At 42.0% G+C, this 14,621-nt stretch carries 10 protein-coding genes; all 10 read left to right on the top strand.

Annotated elements, in window-relative coordinates:
• Positions 1-6 precede the first annotated feature (6 nt).
• The 10 genes from LC073_RS11630 to LC073_RS11675 all read left to right on the top strand — a co-directional run bounded on the left by LC073_RS11630 (position 7) and on the right by LC073_RS11675 (position 14,597).
• Entirely contained in the window at positions 7-792 is a 786-nt protein-coding gene (locus LC073_RS11630) for an ABC transporter permease (protein ID WP_226647194.1), read from the top strand.
• A complete protein-coding gene (locus tag LC073_RS11635; protein ID WP_226647196.1) occupies positions 789-2,042 on the top strand; it encodes an ABC transporter ATP-binding protein in 1,254 nt (417 codons plus the stop codon). Before LC073_RS11630 ends, LC073_RS11635 begins: the two co-directional genes overlap by 4 nt.
• Entirely contained in the window at positions 2,039-3,640 is a 1,602-nt protein-coding gene (locus LC073_RS11640; protein ID WP_226647198.1) for a class I SAM-dependent methyltransferase, read from the top strand. Before LC073_RS11635 ends, LC073_RS11640 begins: the two co-directional genes overlap by 4 nt.
• 15 nt (positions 3,641-3,655) lie before the next feature.
• On the top strand, positions 3,656-6,775 hold the full coding sequence (locus LC073_RS11645) for a glycosyltransferase (RefSeq protein WP_226647201.1): 3,120 nt from the start codon (positions 3,656-3,658) through the stop codon (positions 6,773-6,775).
• A gap of 152 nt (positions 6,776-6,927) precedes the next feature.
• On the top strand, positions 6,928-7,962 hold the full coding sequence (gene gmd / locus LC073_RS11650; protein WP_226647203.1) for a GDP-mannose 4,6-dehydratase: 1,035 nt from the start codon (positions 6,928-6,930) through the stop codon (positions 7,960-7,962).
• Positions 7,962-8,816, top strand: a complete 855-nt coding sequence (locus LC073_RS11655; RefSeq protein WP_226647205.1) for a GDP-mannose 4,6-dehydratase — start codon at positions 7,962-7,964, stop codon at positions 8,814-8,816. The genes gmd and LC073_RS11655 overlap by 1 nt, the downstream gene beginning before the upstream one ends.
• A gap of 11 nt (positions 8,817-8,827) precedes the next feature.
• Complete coding sequence (locus LC073_RS11660; RefSeq protein ID WP_226647207.1) at positions 8,828-10,021, top strand: glycosyltransferase family 4 protein; 1,194 nt, start codon at positions 8,828-8,830, stop codon at positions 10,019-10,021.
• Positions 10,021-12,345, top strand: coding sequence for a sulfatase-like hydrolase/transferase (locus LC073_RS11665; protein ID WP_226647209.1), 2,325 nt, complete (start codon positions 10,021-10,023; stop codon positions 12,343-12,345). Before LC073_RS11660 ends, LC073_RS11665 begins: the two co-directional genes overlap by 1 nt.
• Before the next feature lie 37 nt (positions 12,346-12,382).
• Entirely contained in the window at positions 12,383-13,510 is a 1,128-nt protein-coding gene (locus tag LC073_RS11670; RefSeq protein ID WP_226647211.1) for a glycosyltransferase, read from the top strand.
• Positions 13,503-14,597: a glycosyltransferase family 4 protein gene (locus LC073_RS11675; protein ID WP_226647214.1), complete on the top strand. Its 1,095-nt coding sequence runs from the start codon at positions 13,503-13,505 to the stop codon at positions 14,595-14,597. The genes LC073_RS11670 and LC073_RS11675 overlap by 8 nt, the downstream gene beginning before the upstream one ends.
• Positions 14,598-14,621: the final 24 nt, after the last annotated feature.

The following is a 14,621-nucleotide window of genomic DNA, read 5'->3' on the forward strand; positions in this document are numbered from 1 at the left end:
GTGAATATGTTTAAAGGATTGTGGCGCTACCGAAACTTTGTATTAACTGCCATTCAAAATGAGTTTCGTTCGCGTTTTATCCGCAGCAAGCTTGGTGGATTGTGGTTAATTCTCAATCCACTATCACAGGTGGCGATATATGCTTTGATTTTATCTAATGTGCTTGCAGCAAAGCTACCAGGCATAACGAACCATTATGCATATTCGGTTTACTTGATGGCTGGACTTTTAGCTTGGAACCTTTTCAACGAAATTGTCATGCGTTGTCTAACATTGTTCGTGGAGCAAGGGAATTTGATGAAAAAGATGAATTTCCCCAAAGTAACTCTTCCCACAATCGTTACTGGTTCCTGTATGCTGAACAATGTGTTGTTGTCGATAGCAATGCTAACGCTGTTTGTCATCCTTGGCTTCGAATTCAATTTTCAAATGCTTTGGCTTGTACCATTGACATTGATTGTTGTGTTATTTGCTATTGGGATCGGCATGATAGCCGGAGTTTTGAATGTTTTTTTGAGGGATATTGGTCAGGTGCTACCTATATTAATGCAAGTGTGGTTCTGGTTTACGCCGATTGTGTATCCGAAGAGTATTATTCCTGAAGACTATCATGGTTTGATGTTATTAAATCCTATGGCTCAAATCGTAAATGCATATCAAAATGTGCTTGTTTATGGGAGGGCTGTCAATTTAGCAGATCTCCTACCAATTATCACAGTTTCAATACTTCTGGCTGTGGCAAGCCTTTTTCTGTTTCGTCGCGCAAGTGCGGAAATGGTAGATGTACTATGACTTTGCTTTCGGTTAAGAATCTTGGAAAAGCATTCCGGGCCTATCGTAGCGAATGGATTAGGTTTGCTCGTTGGGTGGGTATTCCTCTTAAGCCTAGTAATGAGAAATGGGTGCTTAAGCATATCAGCTTCGATATTTTTCCTGGTCAGGCAATAGGTATTGTAGGGCAAAATGGAGCTGGTAAAAGTACTTTGCTGAAGATGATTACCGGCACCTTACAGCCAACGGAAGGCCATATTCTCGTAAGTGGTCGTATTGCCGCTATCCTTGAATTGGGTATGGGTTTTAATCCAGATCTCACCGGTCGCCAGAACGTTATGCATGCAGCTGGCCTTATGGGCTTTAGTAACGATGAAATTTATAAAGCTATACCTTGGATAGAGGACTTTGCTGAAATTGGAAATTACTTTGATCAGCCAGTCCGAACATATTCCAGTGGCATGCAGATGCGTGTCGCTTTTTCAGTTGCTACGGCGTTTAGACCTGAAATTTTAATCGTTGATGAAGCTTTGTCAGTAGGGGATACCTACTTCCAGCATAAAAGTTTTGACCGAATCCGAGAGTTTCAAAAAGAGGGTACGGCGTTGTTAATTGTTTCTCATGATAGGTCATCGATTCAAAGTTTGTGTGATCGCGCCATTTTGCTGGAAAAAGGATCTGTTATTAAAGATGGTGAGCCTGAAGAAGTCATGGATTTTTACAATGCACTGATTGCGGAAAAAGAAAATAGCACTGTGAAAGTCGAGTATAACGAACGTGGAAAAGCCAAAACGAGTTCTGGTACAGGTGAGGCTACCATTACAGAGGTGGTGATGCTGAATGAGCAAGGGCAGATTGCGGAATATATAGGTGTGGGGGAAGAGGTAAGTTTACGCATTAAGGTGGCTGTCCATAGACCGATTGAAACACTGGTGCTGGGTTATGGTGTGAAAGATAGGCTAGGACAAGTGATTTATGGCACCAATACTTGGCATACGAAACAAGTTATCCGGCATCCATCGGTAGGAGCTGAATATGAATTTATAATTTCTTTTTTGGCTAATCTTGGCGTAGGAAGTTACTCAGTTGAAATTGCGCTGACAGACAAAGATACTCATTTGACAGCAAATTATGAATGGCGTAATCATGCTTATGTTTTTAGTGTTGTTAATATGAGTAAGGCAGAGTTTGTAGGGTTGGCTTGGATTCAGCCGCAGATTAGTATAAGTAATAAAAAAGTGGAGACTATTAGCCAGGGGGTGGCATCATGAAAGAAGGTTTCTACAGTGCTTTTGAAGGCCGCTATCGTGGTTCACGTGAGTTAATCAAAGAGCGCATTCGGGTTTATCTACCTTTTATCGAACCTTTGAAGTCGATTTATAACGAGCGCACGGCTATTGATCTAGGCTGTGGACGCGGTGAGTGGCTGGAACTACTCACCGAGTTTGGCTTTGACCCACAAGGTGTTGATCTAGATGATGGTATGTTGGAAATTTGTAAGGCACTGCGGTTACCAGTAGTTAAGGCTGAGGCTGTAACTACACTGAAAAACTTGCCGGAAGAAAGTCAATTAGTAGTCAGTGGTTTTCATATAGCGGAGCACATCCCTTTTGAAGATTTAGAGGAGCTAGTTTCGGAGTCTCTAAGAGTATTGAAGCCGGCAGGTATCTTGATTCTTGAAACCCCCAATGCCGAAAATATTACAGTGGGTTCTAATAGTTTCTATCTGGATCCTACTCATCAAAGGCCTATTCCGCCCTCTCTTTTGAGTTTTTTAGCTGAATTCAATGGATTTTCGAGAGTCAAGACGTTGAGATTACAGGAAGCTCCCGAATTGAGGGAGAATGAAACTACTGTTTCGATATTGCAAGTATTAACAGGAGTTAGTCCGGATTATGCTGTGGTTGCGCAAAAGAAAAGCGTAGGGCAAATGGCGGCAAAGTTTGATGATGTTTTTGCTGGAGAATATGGTGTTGATTTACCGAGTCTATGTGACAGCTATGAGAAGGCTGTGAATGATAAGTTTGGCCTTATTCAAGGGATGATAAAGTCTCAGGTTCAGAATCAGAATCAGCAGGTTATCGGAGGGCTGAAAAATATATCCCGTTTGCTCCAAAAGAGTGATCAGGAAAGTTATGAGCTTGCTAAGCAAATAGAGCATGCAAATGAAAAGCTACTCAATAATAAGTTTGATCTCATAAATGAAATCTTACAATTTCAGGTAGAGTTGCAACACCAGAATGATATTAAGATCGACCAAATTCGTGAGGTAATACAGCTTCAGGAAGAGAGTAGGCAACAACAGTATAATGTTAAGATCGACCAAATTCGTGAGGTGATACAGCTTCAGGAAGAGAGTAGGCATCAACAGATTATTGGGGTGGTTCAAGATATATCTCGTGAATTACGAGAGAGTAATCAAGGCAGGCATGGGCTCGAAAAACATTTGGAAGAAGTTAATAAACAGTTACAAGCGGTGTATGCAAGTACCTCTTGGCGCATAACTGCTCCAATGCGTATGCTTTCAAGATTCCTATCCAAGCCAATGTATTCCCTGAGGCTGCTAGTGAAGGCTGTATTGATCTCCGTAATTAAACTAGCTAGCAAGGTGTCCTTATTAAGAAAAGTTGCAGTATTACTATTGGTCCCCTTTCCAAATCTTAAGCGTCATTTAGTTTTATTTGTAAGGAATAACCAACTCTTAGACGTTGAACCTCAAGTAAGTGGAAAGCCTAAAGCACATCGTTTTGAGAATAAAGGAATAATTTCTGATCATTTCTCATATCGTTTAAATGATGATGAGTCTCCATCTCTATCCGTAGACCAAATTCTTGGGCGGATAAAGAGAGAATTAGATGAATTAAACTAGCAGGTTGATTTTAAAGTGGTAACCCAAAAGAAAACAGAATCTAATTACCAGGGAATCAAAGTTGCCCTGCTGTCTACAGCGCTTTCATCTGGAGAAAAGGGTGGGGCCGAGCGCTTTTATCAGGGATTGTTGCAGGGGTTGAAAAGTCTGGGCTGTGAGGCCGATTTGATTTTTATCCAAGCGGATGAGCCAGACTTTGAAACAATTCTTGGTAATTACCAGCGAAGCCAAGAGTTGGACCTGGCAGCTTATGATGTTGTTATATCCACTAAAGCGCCTAGCTATGCAGTCAATCACCCAAATCACGTTCTTTACTTAATCCATACAATTCGGATTTTTGATGATAGGTTTGAAAGTGGTTTTTCCAATATAACCACTGAGCACTTAAACCAGCGTTCAAAAATTCACGAGCTAGACTTTGAGAGTATGTCTAAAGTAAAGCAAAGGTTTGCCATAGGACATGAGGTAGCAAGAAGGCTTTATCGCTGGCGTGGTTTGAGTACTGAAGTTATTCATCCTCCACTTGGGTTTAATGAATTCAAGGTCGGAGAAATCGGAGATTATTTTTTCCTTCCAGGGCGGCTCCATGCTTGGAAACGAGTGGACCTTTCTATTCGTGCGGTTAAATCTTCAAAAATGCCATTAAAATTGCTGATTGCAGGTGTTGGTGAGGATGAAGCACGGCTAAGGTTGCTGGCAGGTGGTGATAGTCGTATTCAGTTTCTAGGTGCTATATCAGATGAAGAGCTTATCGACTACTACAAAAACGCACTTGCGATACCATTTACGCCCATTTCAGAAGATTATGGTTATGTCACTTTGGAAGCTTTTGCTAGTGGTAAGCCGGTGGTGACATGCTCTGATTCTGGAGAGCCGACTTATTTTGTCCGAAATGGCGAAACGGGTTTTGTATGTGAGCCATCGCCTGATGGTCTTCGTGATGCCTTTGAGCGGCTTTACATGAACAAAGGTGAGGCAGGAGAATTGGGGCTTCGTGCCAAGAAGGTTGTAGCCGATATGTCTTGGGAACAAGTTGCATCTAAATTGGTGGATGCTGGACTGAAAACAAAAGATACGCAGGTGTTCAGTGAGAAGGTAAAAGTTGCAGTTCTAGATATGCAGCCGATTGATCCTCCTGTTGGGGGGGGGAGATTACGACTTTTAGGTCTCTATCATAAATTGGGAGATGATATAGATTGTACTTATGTAGGTACGTACGATTGGCCAGGTGAAAGTTATCGGAGACATCGGCTTAGTGAATGCTTGGAAGAAATAAATATTCCTTTGAGCGATGAGCATCATAGTGCCGCAGCTAAACTAAGCCAAAAGCTGAATGGAAAAAATGCCATTGATTTGATGTTCAGCCAGCAAGCACATCTTTCACCAGATTACATTAGGGAAGCGAAAGAGCAAATTGGCAGGGCCGATGTTGTTGTCTTCTCTCATCCTTGGGTTTATCGTCTTTTGGCGAATGAGATAAAGCCTGGGGTGGTTGTGGTTTACGATTCTCATAATGTTGAGAGTTACTTGCGCGCACAATTGCTTGACCAATCGAACTCCGAAGAAGTTGAGGTATTAAAGAACGTCATAAGCGATGAATACGAATTGGGTAAACGTGCAGATCTTATTCTGGCTTGCTCACATGAAGATCAATTGAGATTTGCAAGAATTTATGATTTCCCGTTAAGAAAGATACGAATAGTCCCAAACGGAGTAATGACTGAGGGCTTAAGAAACATAGATCGAGACGAGAAAATATCCTTACGAAAAAAGCTGGGATTGCCTGCAAGCCTCTTTATGGCAATTTTCATAGGAAGTCCATATGGTCCTAACCTTGAAGCAGCCCAGTTTATTTCTGGTGACCTTGCAAAGGCTTTGCCTGAGGTTACTTTTATTATAGCGGGTGGTGTAGGAGCTACCATAACTGCGTGCCGAACAAATGTTATCGTTACAGGGCAGCTGGATGATGCTGGCAAGGTTGCATGGTTGCAGGCGGCAGATATCGCAATTAATCCGATGTTCTCAGGTTCCGGCACCAATATAAAAATGTTTGATTTTATGGTGGCTGGGCTTCCTACAGTTACAACTAGTACCGGTGCAAGAGGCATAGCAGCAGGGGCACGCACACCGTACTTTGTATGCGAGCCAGACTCTAAGTCATTTGCAAAAAGGATTAAACAACTAAGGGCAAGCCCAGAGCTTCGTGAGCAAATGGGCGAAGATGCAAAATATTGTGTAGAGGAGAACTATTCTTGGGAGAGAATTTCAGAGTCTCTAGGTAGAATGCTGAAGTCATACAAACATTTCGCTTCTCAGTCATCTCCTCTGTTTTCTGTAATTATTCCCTCGTATCAGCGACACGGTCAGCTTGAGGAGCTTTTGGAGCGATTACAAAAACAAACGGAAAGAGATTTCGAAGTCATTATTGTTGATCAGAGTGCCGAGCCCTGGCCTAGCAATGGTAGAGAATACCCGTTTCCCTATATTTATCACCATACACCTGTGAAAGGTGCGGTGAGGGCAAGGAACACGGGAGCCATGTTCGCAAAGGGTAAGATTATCGCTTTCACTGATGATGACTGTCAGCCATATGAGGATTGGCTAGTTAATGCTCGTAGGTATTTCACCGATGAAAATATTGTCGGAGTCGAGGGGATGATAATGTCAGATCATCTGAATGATGAACAATGGCGCCCCGTAACTAATGTAGGCTTCGAAGGTATAGGTTTCATGACAGCAAACCTGATGGTGAGGACTTCGGTATTTCAGTTGTTGGGTGGTTTTGATTTGCAGTTTGATTTACCTCACTTTAGAGAAGATACAGATTTTGGTTGGCGGATGCAGGAATTGGGTGAGGTTCCTTATGCAGATGATGTCCGAGTCTTTCATCCTGCTCAGCCCCGTTCTGTAAAGGAAGAGTCGTTAGATGAGAGGAACCGTTTCTTTATTAAAGATGCATTGCTATATGCTAAGCACCCAGAAAAATATAAAACTCTTTATCATCTTGAAGATCACTTTAGGAAGACACCAGGTTTTGTGTCTAATCTAAAGAGGGGGTTTGAGCAAAACAATATTGAGTTGCCCTTGTGGATGCTAGATAGTTTTGAGCAAGTTAATAATGAAGCTGAGAGCTAATAACAACAGATAAAGTACGTGGTGCTTTCTAGCTTTATGATGTTTATTTTGAAAGTTAGCAATACTGACTACAGGGTTATTTATTTAAATCCTGTTTCTCATCTTTGGCAAAGATGAAAGTCCTAACTGTTAATTAGTTTGAGAGTATTTTGATGAAAAAGGCAATCGTTACAGGTATCACTGGACAAGATGGTGCTTACTTAGCGCAATTACTACTTGGTCTGGGCTACATCGTTTATGGAACATTTCGTCGTACTAGTTCTGTTAATTTTTGGCGTATCGAAGAGTTAGGTATAGGAAAGCATCCAAATCTACACTTAATTGAGTATGATTTAACTGATCTGTCAGGCAGCATCCGCTTGCTTGAAGCTACTGAAGCGGATGAAGTTTATAATCTTGCAGCTCAGAGCTTTGTAGGTGTTTCATTTGATCAACCTATAACAACTGCAGAAATTACGGGAATTGGTCCGGTTAATTTGCTGGAAGCTATTCGTATTGTTAATCCGAAAATTCGTTTTTATCAGGCATCTACATCTGAAATGTTCGGTAAGGTGCAAGCAATTCCACAAAAAGAAGATACTCCGCTATATCCTCGTAGTCCTTACGGAGTGGCGAAGCTTTATGCCCATTGGATGACTATAAATTACCGAGAATCGTACGATATATTTGGCGCTAGTGGGATTCTCTTTAATCATGAATCCCCACTTCGTGGGCGAGAATTTGTGACACGTAAGATTACTGACTCGGTAGCGAAAATAAAGTTAGGGCAGCTTGAAGCCCTTGAACTTGGAAATATGGATGCTCAAAGGGATTGGGGATTTGCAAAGGATTATGTAGAGGGAATGTATCTTATGCTGCAGGCTGAAAAACCAGATACCTATGTGCTAGCAACTAACCGAACAGTGCCCGTTCGTGATTTTGTCTCCATGGCTTTTAAAGCTGCAGATATCAATATTCGCTTTGAGGGTAGGGATGAAAATGAAATAGGATATGATACAGGCTCTGGAAAAGCGCTTGTGAGAGTTAATCCTAAGTTCTATCGACCAGCGGAAGTCGATTTGTTGATTGGCGATCCGGCAAAGGCGAAAGCAGAATTGAACTGGGAGCCTAAGACTTCTTTGGAAGAGCTATGCCAAATGATGGTAGATGCAGACTTGCGACGTAACGGAATTGGATTTTCCTTCTAATGGGTGGATCTATACTTGTAACAGGTGCCCGGGGTTTTACCGGGTGCCATTTTATTTCGCTTGCAGAGGGATGCGGCTATCAGGCCGTACCATTAAATTCCGACCTTTCTGATCGCGAAAGTATAATGGCAGAGTTATGTAATCAGTCTTTTGATTATGTGGTTCACTTAGGAGCTATAAGTTTCGTTGGTCATGGAGATTCAAGTGACTTTTATCGCGTTAATGTTATTGGTACGCAAAACCTATTAGATGCTCTATTGGTATCTAGCTCCTTGCCCAAGAAAGTCCTGATTGCTAGTAGTGCCAATATATATGGTAATGCCGAAGTAGGTATTATATCTGAAGAAATTGCCCCTGCTCCAGTTAACCATTACGCGATTAGTAAATTGGCGATGGAGCATTTAGCAAAGACATATTTTAATAAGTTGCCAATAGTTATCGCGCGACCTTTTAATTACACAGGGCCGGGCCAAAATGTGCGATTTGTGATACCTAAAATTGTAGATCATTTTAAACGGCGCGCTAATATGATTGAGCTTGGGAATACTGATGTGACTCGAGAATATAATGATGTCCGTTTTGTTTGTAATAGTTATCTCCGGTTAATGGAGAGCGATGTAAATGCAAGTCTATTAAATGTGTGTACGTCTAAAGGTTATAGGCTTTCAGAAGTCATTGAGGAGCTCAAGAATATTACCGGACACTCATTAAGTGTGTCTGTGAATCCCCAGTTTGTCCGTGAAAATGAAATAAAGATATTGCTAGGCGATAGTTCGAACTTGTGTGATTCAATTGGCCCTATCTCAGAATATAGTTTGTCAGATACTTTAAGAATGATGTTGCAAGAGTCGTAGTTTTAATTTTCATGAAAGTTATATTAGATGTTGAATCGCTACATGGAAAGCTGACTGGGATAGGGAGATACAGTTACGAATTGGCAGCTCGTTTGCCGGTGGAGGTTGGTGCACCAATTAAATATTGGAATGGTTATTCGTTTCAGGATGCTGTCACTTACCAGCATTTTAATAAAGGAGAATCCCCTTCTTTAAAAGATATACTTAGGCGCCTGATGTTTAATCGTTATACGGCTAAAGTTGCGGCCTTGTTGCCGCGCGGGCTTAAGCATTGGGTTAAACGTCTATTGCGCTTCAATTTACAGTCTGATCATGTGGAAGATTTGGCTGAGAATTCTGACCATCTCTTCCATGGACCGAACTTTGTTTTGCCTAATCATTCAGGGAAAACAGTCGTCACGATACACGACCTTTCTGTTTTTCGTTTTCCTGAATATCATCCGAGCGATCGAGTAAAGTTCATGTCTGTAGAGGTTCCGAAGGCTCTTGAGAGAGCAGATGCAATCATTGCTATTTCGGAATTTACTAAGCAAGAGTTATTGCACTATTTTCCCTTGACTGAAGAAAAAATACATGTTGTGCCGAATGGTGCGAGCAAGCCAGTTGTAGTTGAATACACAAAAAATGATTCAGAAGTGCTTCAGAACTTATGCTTGGAAAACAGGAGCTTTTTCCTCTGTGTTAGTACTATCGAACCTCGCAAGAATTTATCCACGTTGCTAAGTGCGTATCTCCAATTAGCACGAGATATACGCAAAAAAAATCCTTTGGTCTTAGTTGGGGGAGATGGTTGGAAATCAACGCATTTGATGAAGCAAATCCAACTGGCTCAGGATGAGGGGGTTCGGTACCTGGGATATATTGATCAACCTACTCTAGAGGCTCTTTATAAGTCAGCAAAGGCATTCGTTTTTCCGTCCTTGTATGAAGGGTTTGGTTTGCCGGCAATTGAGGCTATGGGTTACGGTTTACCTGTAGTTTGTGCTAGTGATACTGCTGTTTCTGAGGTATGTGCTGGAGATGCATTGGAATTCGACGGACATTCAGCGGATGAACTTGCAATTATCTTGGAAAGGCTTGTTACTGATGAGGTTTTAAGGCGGCGTCTTTCTGAGGCTTCCAGGAAAAGGGCGGGTGACTATAGTTGGGAGCGTTGTTGCAGAGAGACTGTTGCTGTGTATAGAAGTGCTATGAGCGATATCTAGTGATTTTTTATTTGCTGTTTTTTGCCGCATTAGTGGCATTTATTTTTCGTGTATGGCAAGGTCATCAGGTTTTACGCCCGATTGCTTTGCTCGTTGCTTTAAATATTATTTTCTTGGCGCTATATTTTTTTGTTGACGCGTTGAGTGGAAATGGTTTTGACGAATCTGTTGTATATCACCTTGTGGTAGGCCTTAAGGGGGCAGGAATCTTAGGGTTTGTGCCATTAATACTTACCGTGCTAGTGGTAATTTTGGGCTCTACGCTTCTTGCACTATATATATCAAGAAAGTCTTTCAATAAAGATAGAAGAGAAGGTGATCAATTTACATTTATTGGTTTATGTGTAGCCTTAGTGGCGGCTTTAGCACTAAACCCTCTAGTAACAAACATCAAGGTACAAGCTCCATTGCTAATGGCTATTCTTATACAGCAGAATAACCTAGAGGGTCAGATATCAGAATTTAGTAAATCGAAAATTGGAAGTCTAATCCAAGGTGAGTCGTTAGATGATTTAATAGCGTTACCCCATGCGTTCAGCGATTCAGGCAAAAAAAATGTTATCTGGATCTATGCCGAAAGTCTTGAAAGAACCTATTTCAATAATGAGGTCTTCGATAGACTTTTACTGAATCTTTCAGAAAAGGCCGAGTTTGCTCGTAAATATAGATCGATACGTCAGCCATGGGGAACCGGCTGGACTATTGGGGGTATTGTTGGCTCACAGTGTGGAGTGCCGCTCGTAACATTGGGTGCTAAGAATGCTAATAGTTTAACTGGGTTGCCAGAATTTATGCCTGGCTCTGTTTGTCTGGGTGATCTGCTTTCGAGTATCGGTTTTACACTAGAGTTTATTGGTGGTGCGTCAAAAGAATTTGCTGGTAAAGGTAATTTCCTTAAAACGCATGGTTTTGCCTCGGTCAAAGACAAAACTACGCTGCATGAAATTTATGACGATGGTTCTGTCGAGAGAAACGAATGGGGATATTACGACGACTTTATACTAAATGTTACTAAGCAGCGTGCGTCCTCGCTTCATACTGAGGGGAAACCATTCTTTTTAAATACGCTGACTCTGGATACGCACTCACCGGGCTTTGTCTCGCCAGTATGTCGTACAAAAACTGAGCTAGCTCATCCAAGTCCTATGGGGTCAGCGATAAGATGTTCTGACTATTTACTTGCTGACTTTATTGATTGGTTTGTGGAGAGTGAGTTGTATGCGGATACTGTATTAGTTATTTCTTCAGATCATCTAGCTATGCCAAATGATCTATACAGTAAGTTAGGAAAAATCTCCGCGGAAAGGCGACTTCTTTTATGGATGATCGGTAAAGATATACCACCAGGAAATATTGATTCTCCGGCCTCTACATTCGATATAGGGCCGACGGTCCTTGGTCATATACTTCCAGACAGTGATTATGCTATAGGCCTTGGAAGGAATATCGACAAAAATTCCTCTTTGTATAGGATGGAATTTAATGATGAAGATCTGGCCAGTAATATCTTGGGGTTTCAGGCACTTGCCTGGCTCCATGTCAATGGGGCCGACTCCATTTACGTAGATGAATCAGATGGTAAATTGTTGATGGGAGGGCGCTCATATTCCTTTCCTGTTCTTATCGAGCTAGATGGAGATCTATTTTCTAATCTTATTTGGATTGAAAAAGCTAGAGGTGAGCAATATCTTGATCTAATTAGTGATGATAGATCATATGTCTGGTTAGATAGGTGTGGTTGGTCTCCAGATAAAAGGTATATCGGCAGCGATTCTTTCTGTGGGCACTTTGTGCATCGTGGCGATATAGTGAACTCTATTCCTTTGGTATCAGGAGAGGTAACAGAGATTAGCACTAGAGAGGTTCAAGAAGCTCTCTTTGAGGATAGTGGTTCTAAGGCAAGCTTTGAACGTGTTAGCCACACCGAATATGCAGTGTCCTTCTCAGGCCCTGGGTCCAAATCAGGGGTTTTAGGCGAGCAAGAAGTTACTATCGCTAGAGGAATAAATATTCTCGAAAAGAGAAGCGCAAATTCTTCTTGGTCTCTGGTGAAAAACATTGATTTTTGTGGTGGGCCGGTTGCTTCCTCAGCTTTAGATGGCGTCGAGTTTTCGTCAAGCGGCAAGTTGCTTGTTGTAGTAAAAGATTCAGCGCATTGTGGTTTGGTAGATGAGTTGAGAATTTTAGAGGAGTCTCTAGGCGTGGAAAAATTAGCTTCACTGAAATTTAGACAGCCTTATATTGCGTTTATCAAATCACGAGAAAGCAGACCTGATGAGTATGTAGGCCAAGTAGGCGCTTCGGTAATTGTTGCATTACAATGATTAGGTAGAAATTTCTAATTTTTATTAGGTAAATAGGTTGTCCAAAGATATTAAAATTCTTCAATGTTATCGTACCTTCTATCCTGAATCACAGGGAGGGCTTGAGCATGCGATTCTTGAGATGGCTTCGAATACGCCATCTTCAGAAGTTCTGACTCTTTCGGAAAAGCCTGGTACTTACTTTGTTGGGAAGCGGAAAGTTTTGGTAACAGCTAATAAGCGCTGGTTTTCTGTTGCATCTTGCTGTGTTGGTTTTGGGCTATTGCTTTCCTTGAGGCGACACAGAGCTCAATTACTCCACCTCCACTTTCCTTGGCCATTTGGGGATATAGCTTATCTATTAGCTGGTCGCTCACGGCCTCTGGTTATTACATATCAATCAGATATTGTTCGCCAACGTTTTCTTGGCATTTTGTACAGACCTTTAATGCATCGCTTCCTAAAACGGGCGGATCGCATTGTTGCGACATCTCAGAATTATGTTGACAGTAGTGATGTACTAAAAAATTATCAAGATAAAGTGGAAGTGATACCTCTTGGCATCTCTGAGGGTGAATACCCATCTCCATCTCAAGAAACATTACTATCGCATGAATCACATTGTGGTCGTGATTTCATGTTGTTTGTAGGTGTTCTCCGTTATTACAAAGGCCTTGAATACCTCATCCGCGCTGCGGCTCAGCAGCCATATAAAGTTGTTATTGCTGGCAAGGGGCCCGAGTCTCTTCGTCTCAAACAGTTGGCGAAAAAGTTGGGAGCGGATAATGTTATTTTTCTTGGCTATGTGAGTGACGAAGATAAAATAGCCTTGCTGCAGTTGTGTAGGGCAGTGGTATTTCCCTCTCACTTGCGATCAGAAGCGTTTGGTATTTCTCTTGTTGAGGGGTTGATGTGTGGTAAACCACTAATTTCTTGCGAAATTGGCACTGGTACCAGCTTTGTTAATTGCGCTGGAGAGACGGGGCTTGTGGTCGAGCCGGCTAACTATTTGGCTCTTCGTGAGGCGATGGGCGAGTTTTGGACAAATCCATCCAAGGCAAGAGCTATGGGTAAGGCGGCGCGTCTTCGTTTCGATAACTTATTTACCGCAAAAAAAATGGCCGAAACCTATAAAAAACTTTATAGCGAAGTTCTGCTGGAGAGGGGCATAAATATTAATGGCTAAAATTGCTGTGGATGCCCGCCCATTGTCGATTCCAACAACTGGAATTGGTCGATATACCCAGGCTCTCTTAGAATTTATGCTGGATAGTGAGCATCAGTGGTATCTTTATAGCCATAAACCTCTGTTGATTGATTTTGAATCTCTTAATAACGTGACGGTTAGGTCGGGGGCTATTAATAAGTCGAGTTTGAGCTCGATTTTTGCGCAGGTAGTTTTCCCTCTATGGTCACGGATAGATAAAATTGATCTTTTTTGGTCTCCTCGCCACCACTTACCACTCTGTCTTGGGTCATCTGTTGTCCGAGTGGTTACTATCCATGATTTGGTCTGGCAAAGGTTTCCTCAAACCATGTCACGGTCTGGCTTATTACTTGAGAGGCTGTTAATGCCTCCGTCTCTTAAGACGGCTGATCTAGTGGTTACTGTATCTGGGAGTATCTCAGATGAGTTACAGCAATCATTTCCCAAGTATGCTGAGAAGATTCAGACGATCCATGAGGCACCTTTTTTGGCATTGGCGAACAAGCCTGGTCCCTTGGGTAAATATTTTTTATTCGTGGGTACGATAGAGCCTCGTAAAAACCTCAGACGCTTGCTTGAAGCATATTGTTCATATCGAGAGCTAGTAACGGAACCATTACCCCTCAAAATTTGTGGTGGTAAGGGTTGGGGTATGCCGGAATTGAAGGGAAAGGTCCAGGAGTTGGATCTAGAAGGGAGTGTTGAGATTCTAGGTTATATAACCGATGAAAAATTGCCAGATCTCTACCGGGAGGCGAGAGCGTTATTAATTCCATCGCTATATGAGGGTTTTGGTTTGCCAATAGTCGAAGCTTATAGCCAGGGAACTCCAGTTTTAACGGCTAATCGAGGTGCTATGGCTGAAATTGCCGGGAGTGCAGCATTAACGGTCAATCCAGATTCCACAACAGAAATTGCACATGCACTCGCAGTACTGACAGAGGATCATCCGAAAGTTAAAGAGTTACAAATCCGTGCATTGAGGAGGGCGAGTGAATTTTCTTGGGATAAAGCAGCAGCAGAGACTCTCTCAGTGATTGAATCTACTTTGGATCGAGCTCGGTAAATGTGGTGAAAAAAGACATGTTCT

This window comes from Microbulbifer variabilis (genome assembly GCF_020524905.1).
In the GTDB taxonomy this organism is placed as follows: Bacteria; Pseudomonadota; Gammaproteobacteria; order Pseudomonadales; family Cellvibrionaceae; genus Microbulbifer; species Microbulbifer variabilis_A.

Excerpts from the sequence above, each read along its gene's own strand:
- LC073_RS11630 (WP_226647194.1), top strand. The coding sequence starts at position 7 with ATGTTTAAAGGATTGTGGCGCTACCGAAACTTTGTATTAACTGCCATT.
- LC073_RS11635 (WP_226647196.1), top strand. The coding sequence starts at position 789 with ATGACTTTGCTTTCGGTTAAGAATCTTGGAAAAGCATTCCGGGCCTAT.
- LC073_RS11640 (WP_226647198.1), top strand. The coding sequence starts at position 2,039 with ATGAAAGAAGGTTTCTACAGTGCTTTTGAAGGCCGCTATCGTGGTTCA.
- gmd (WP_226647203.1), top strand. The coding sequence starts at position 6,928 with ATGAAAAAGGCAATCGTTACAGGTATCACTGGACAAGATGGTGCTTAC.
- LC073_RS11655 (WP_226647205.1), top strand. The coding sequence starts at position 7,962 with ATGGGTGGATCTATACTTGTAACAGGTGCCCGGGGTTTTACCGGGTGC.
- LC073_RS11660 (WP_226647207.1), top strand. The coding sequence starts at position 8,828 with ATGAAAGTTATATTAGATGTTGAATCGCTACATGGAAAGCTGACTGGG.
- LC073_RS11675 (WP_226647214.1), top strand. The coding sequence starts at position 13,503 with ATGGCTAAAATTGCTGTGGATGCCCGCCCATTGTCGATTCCAACAACT.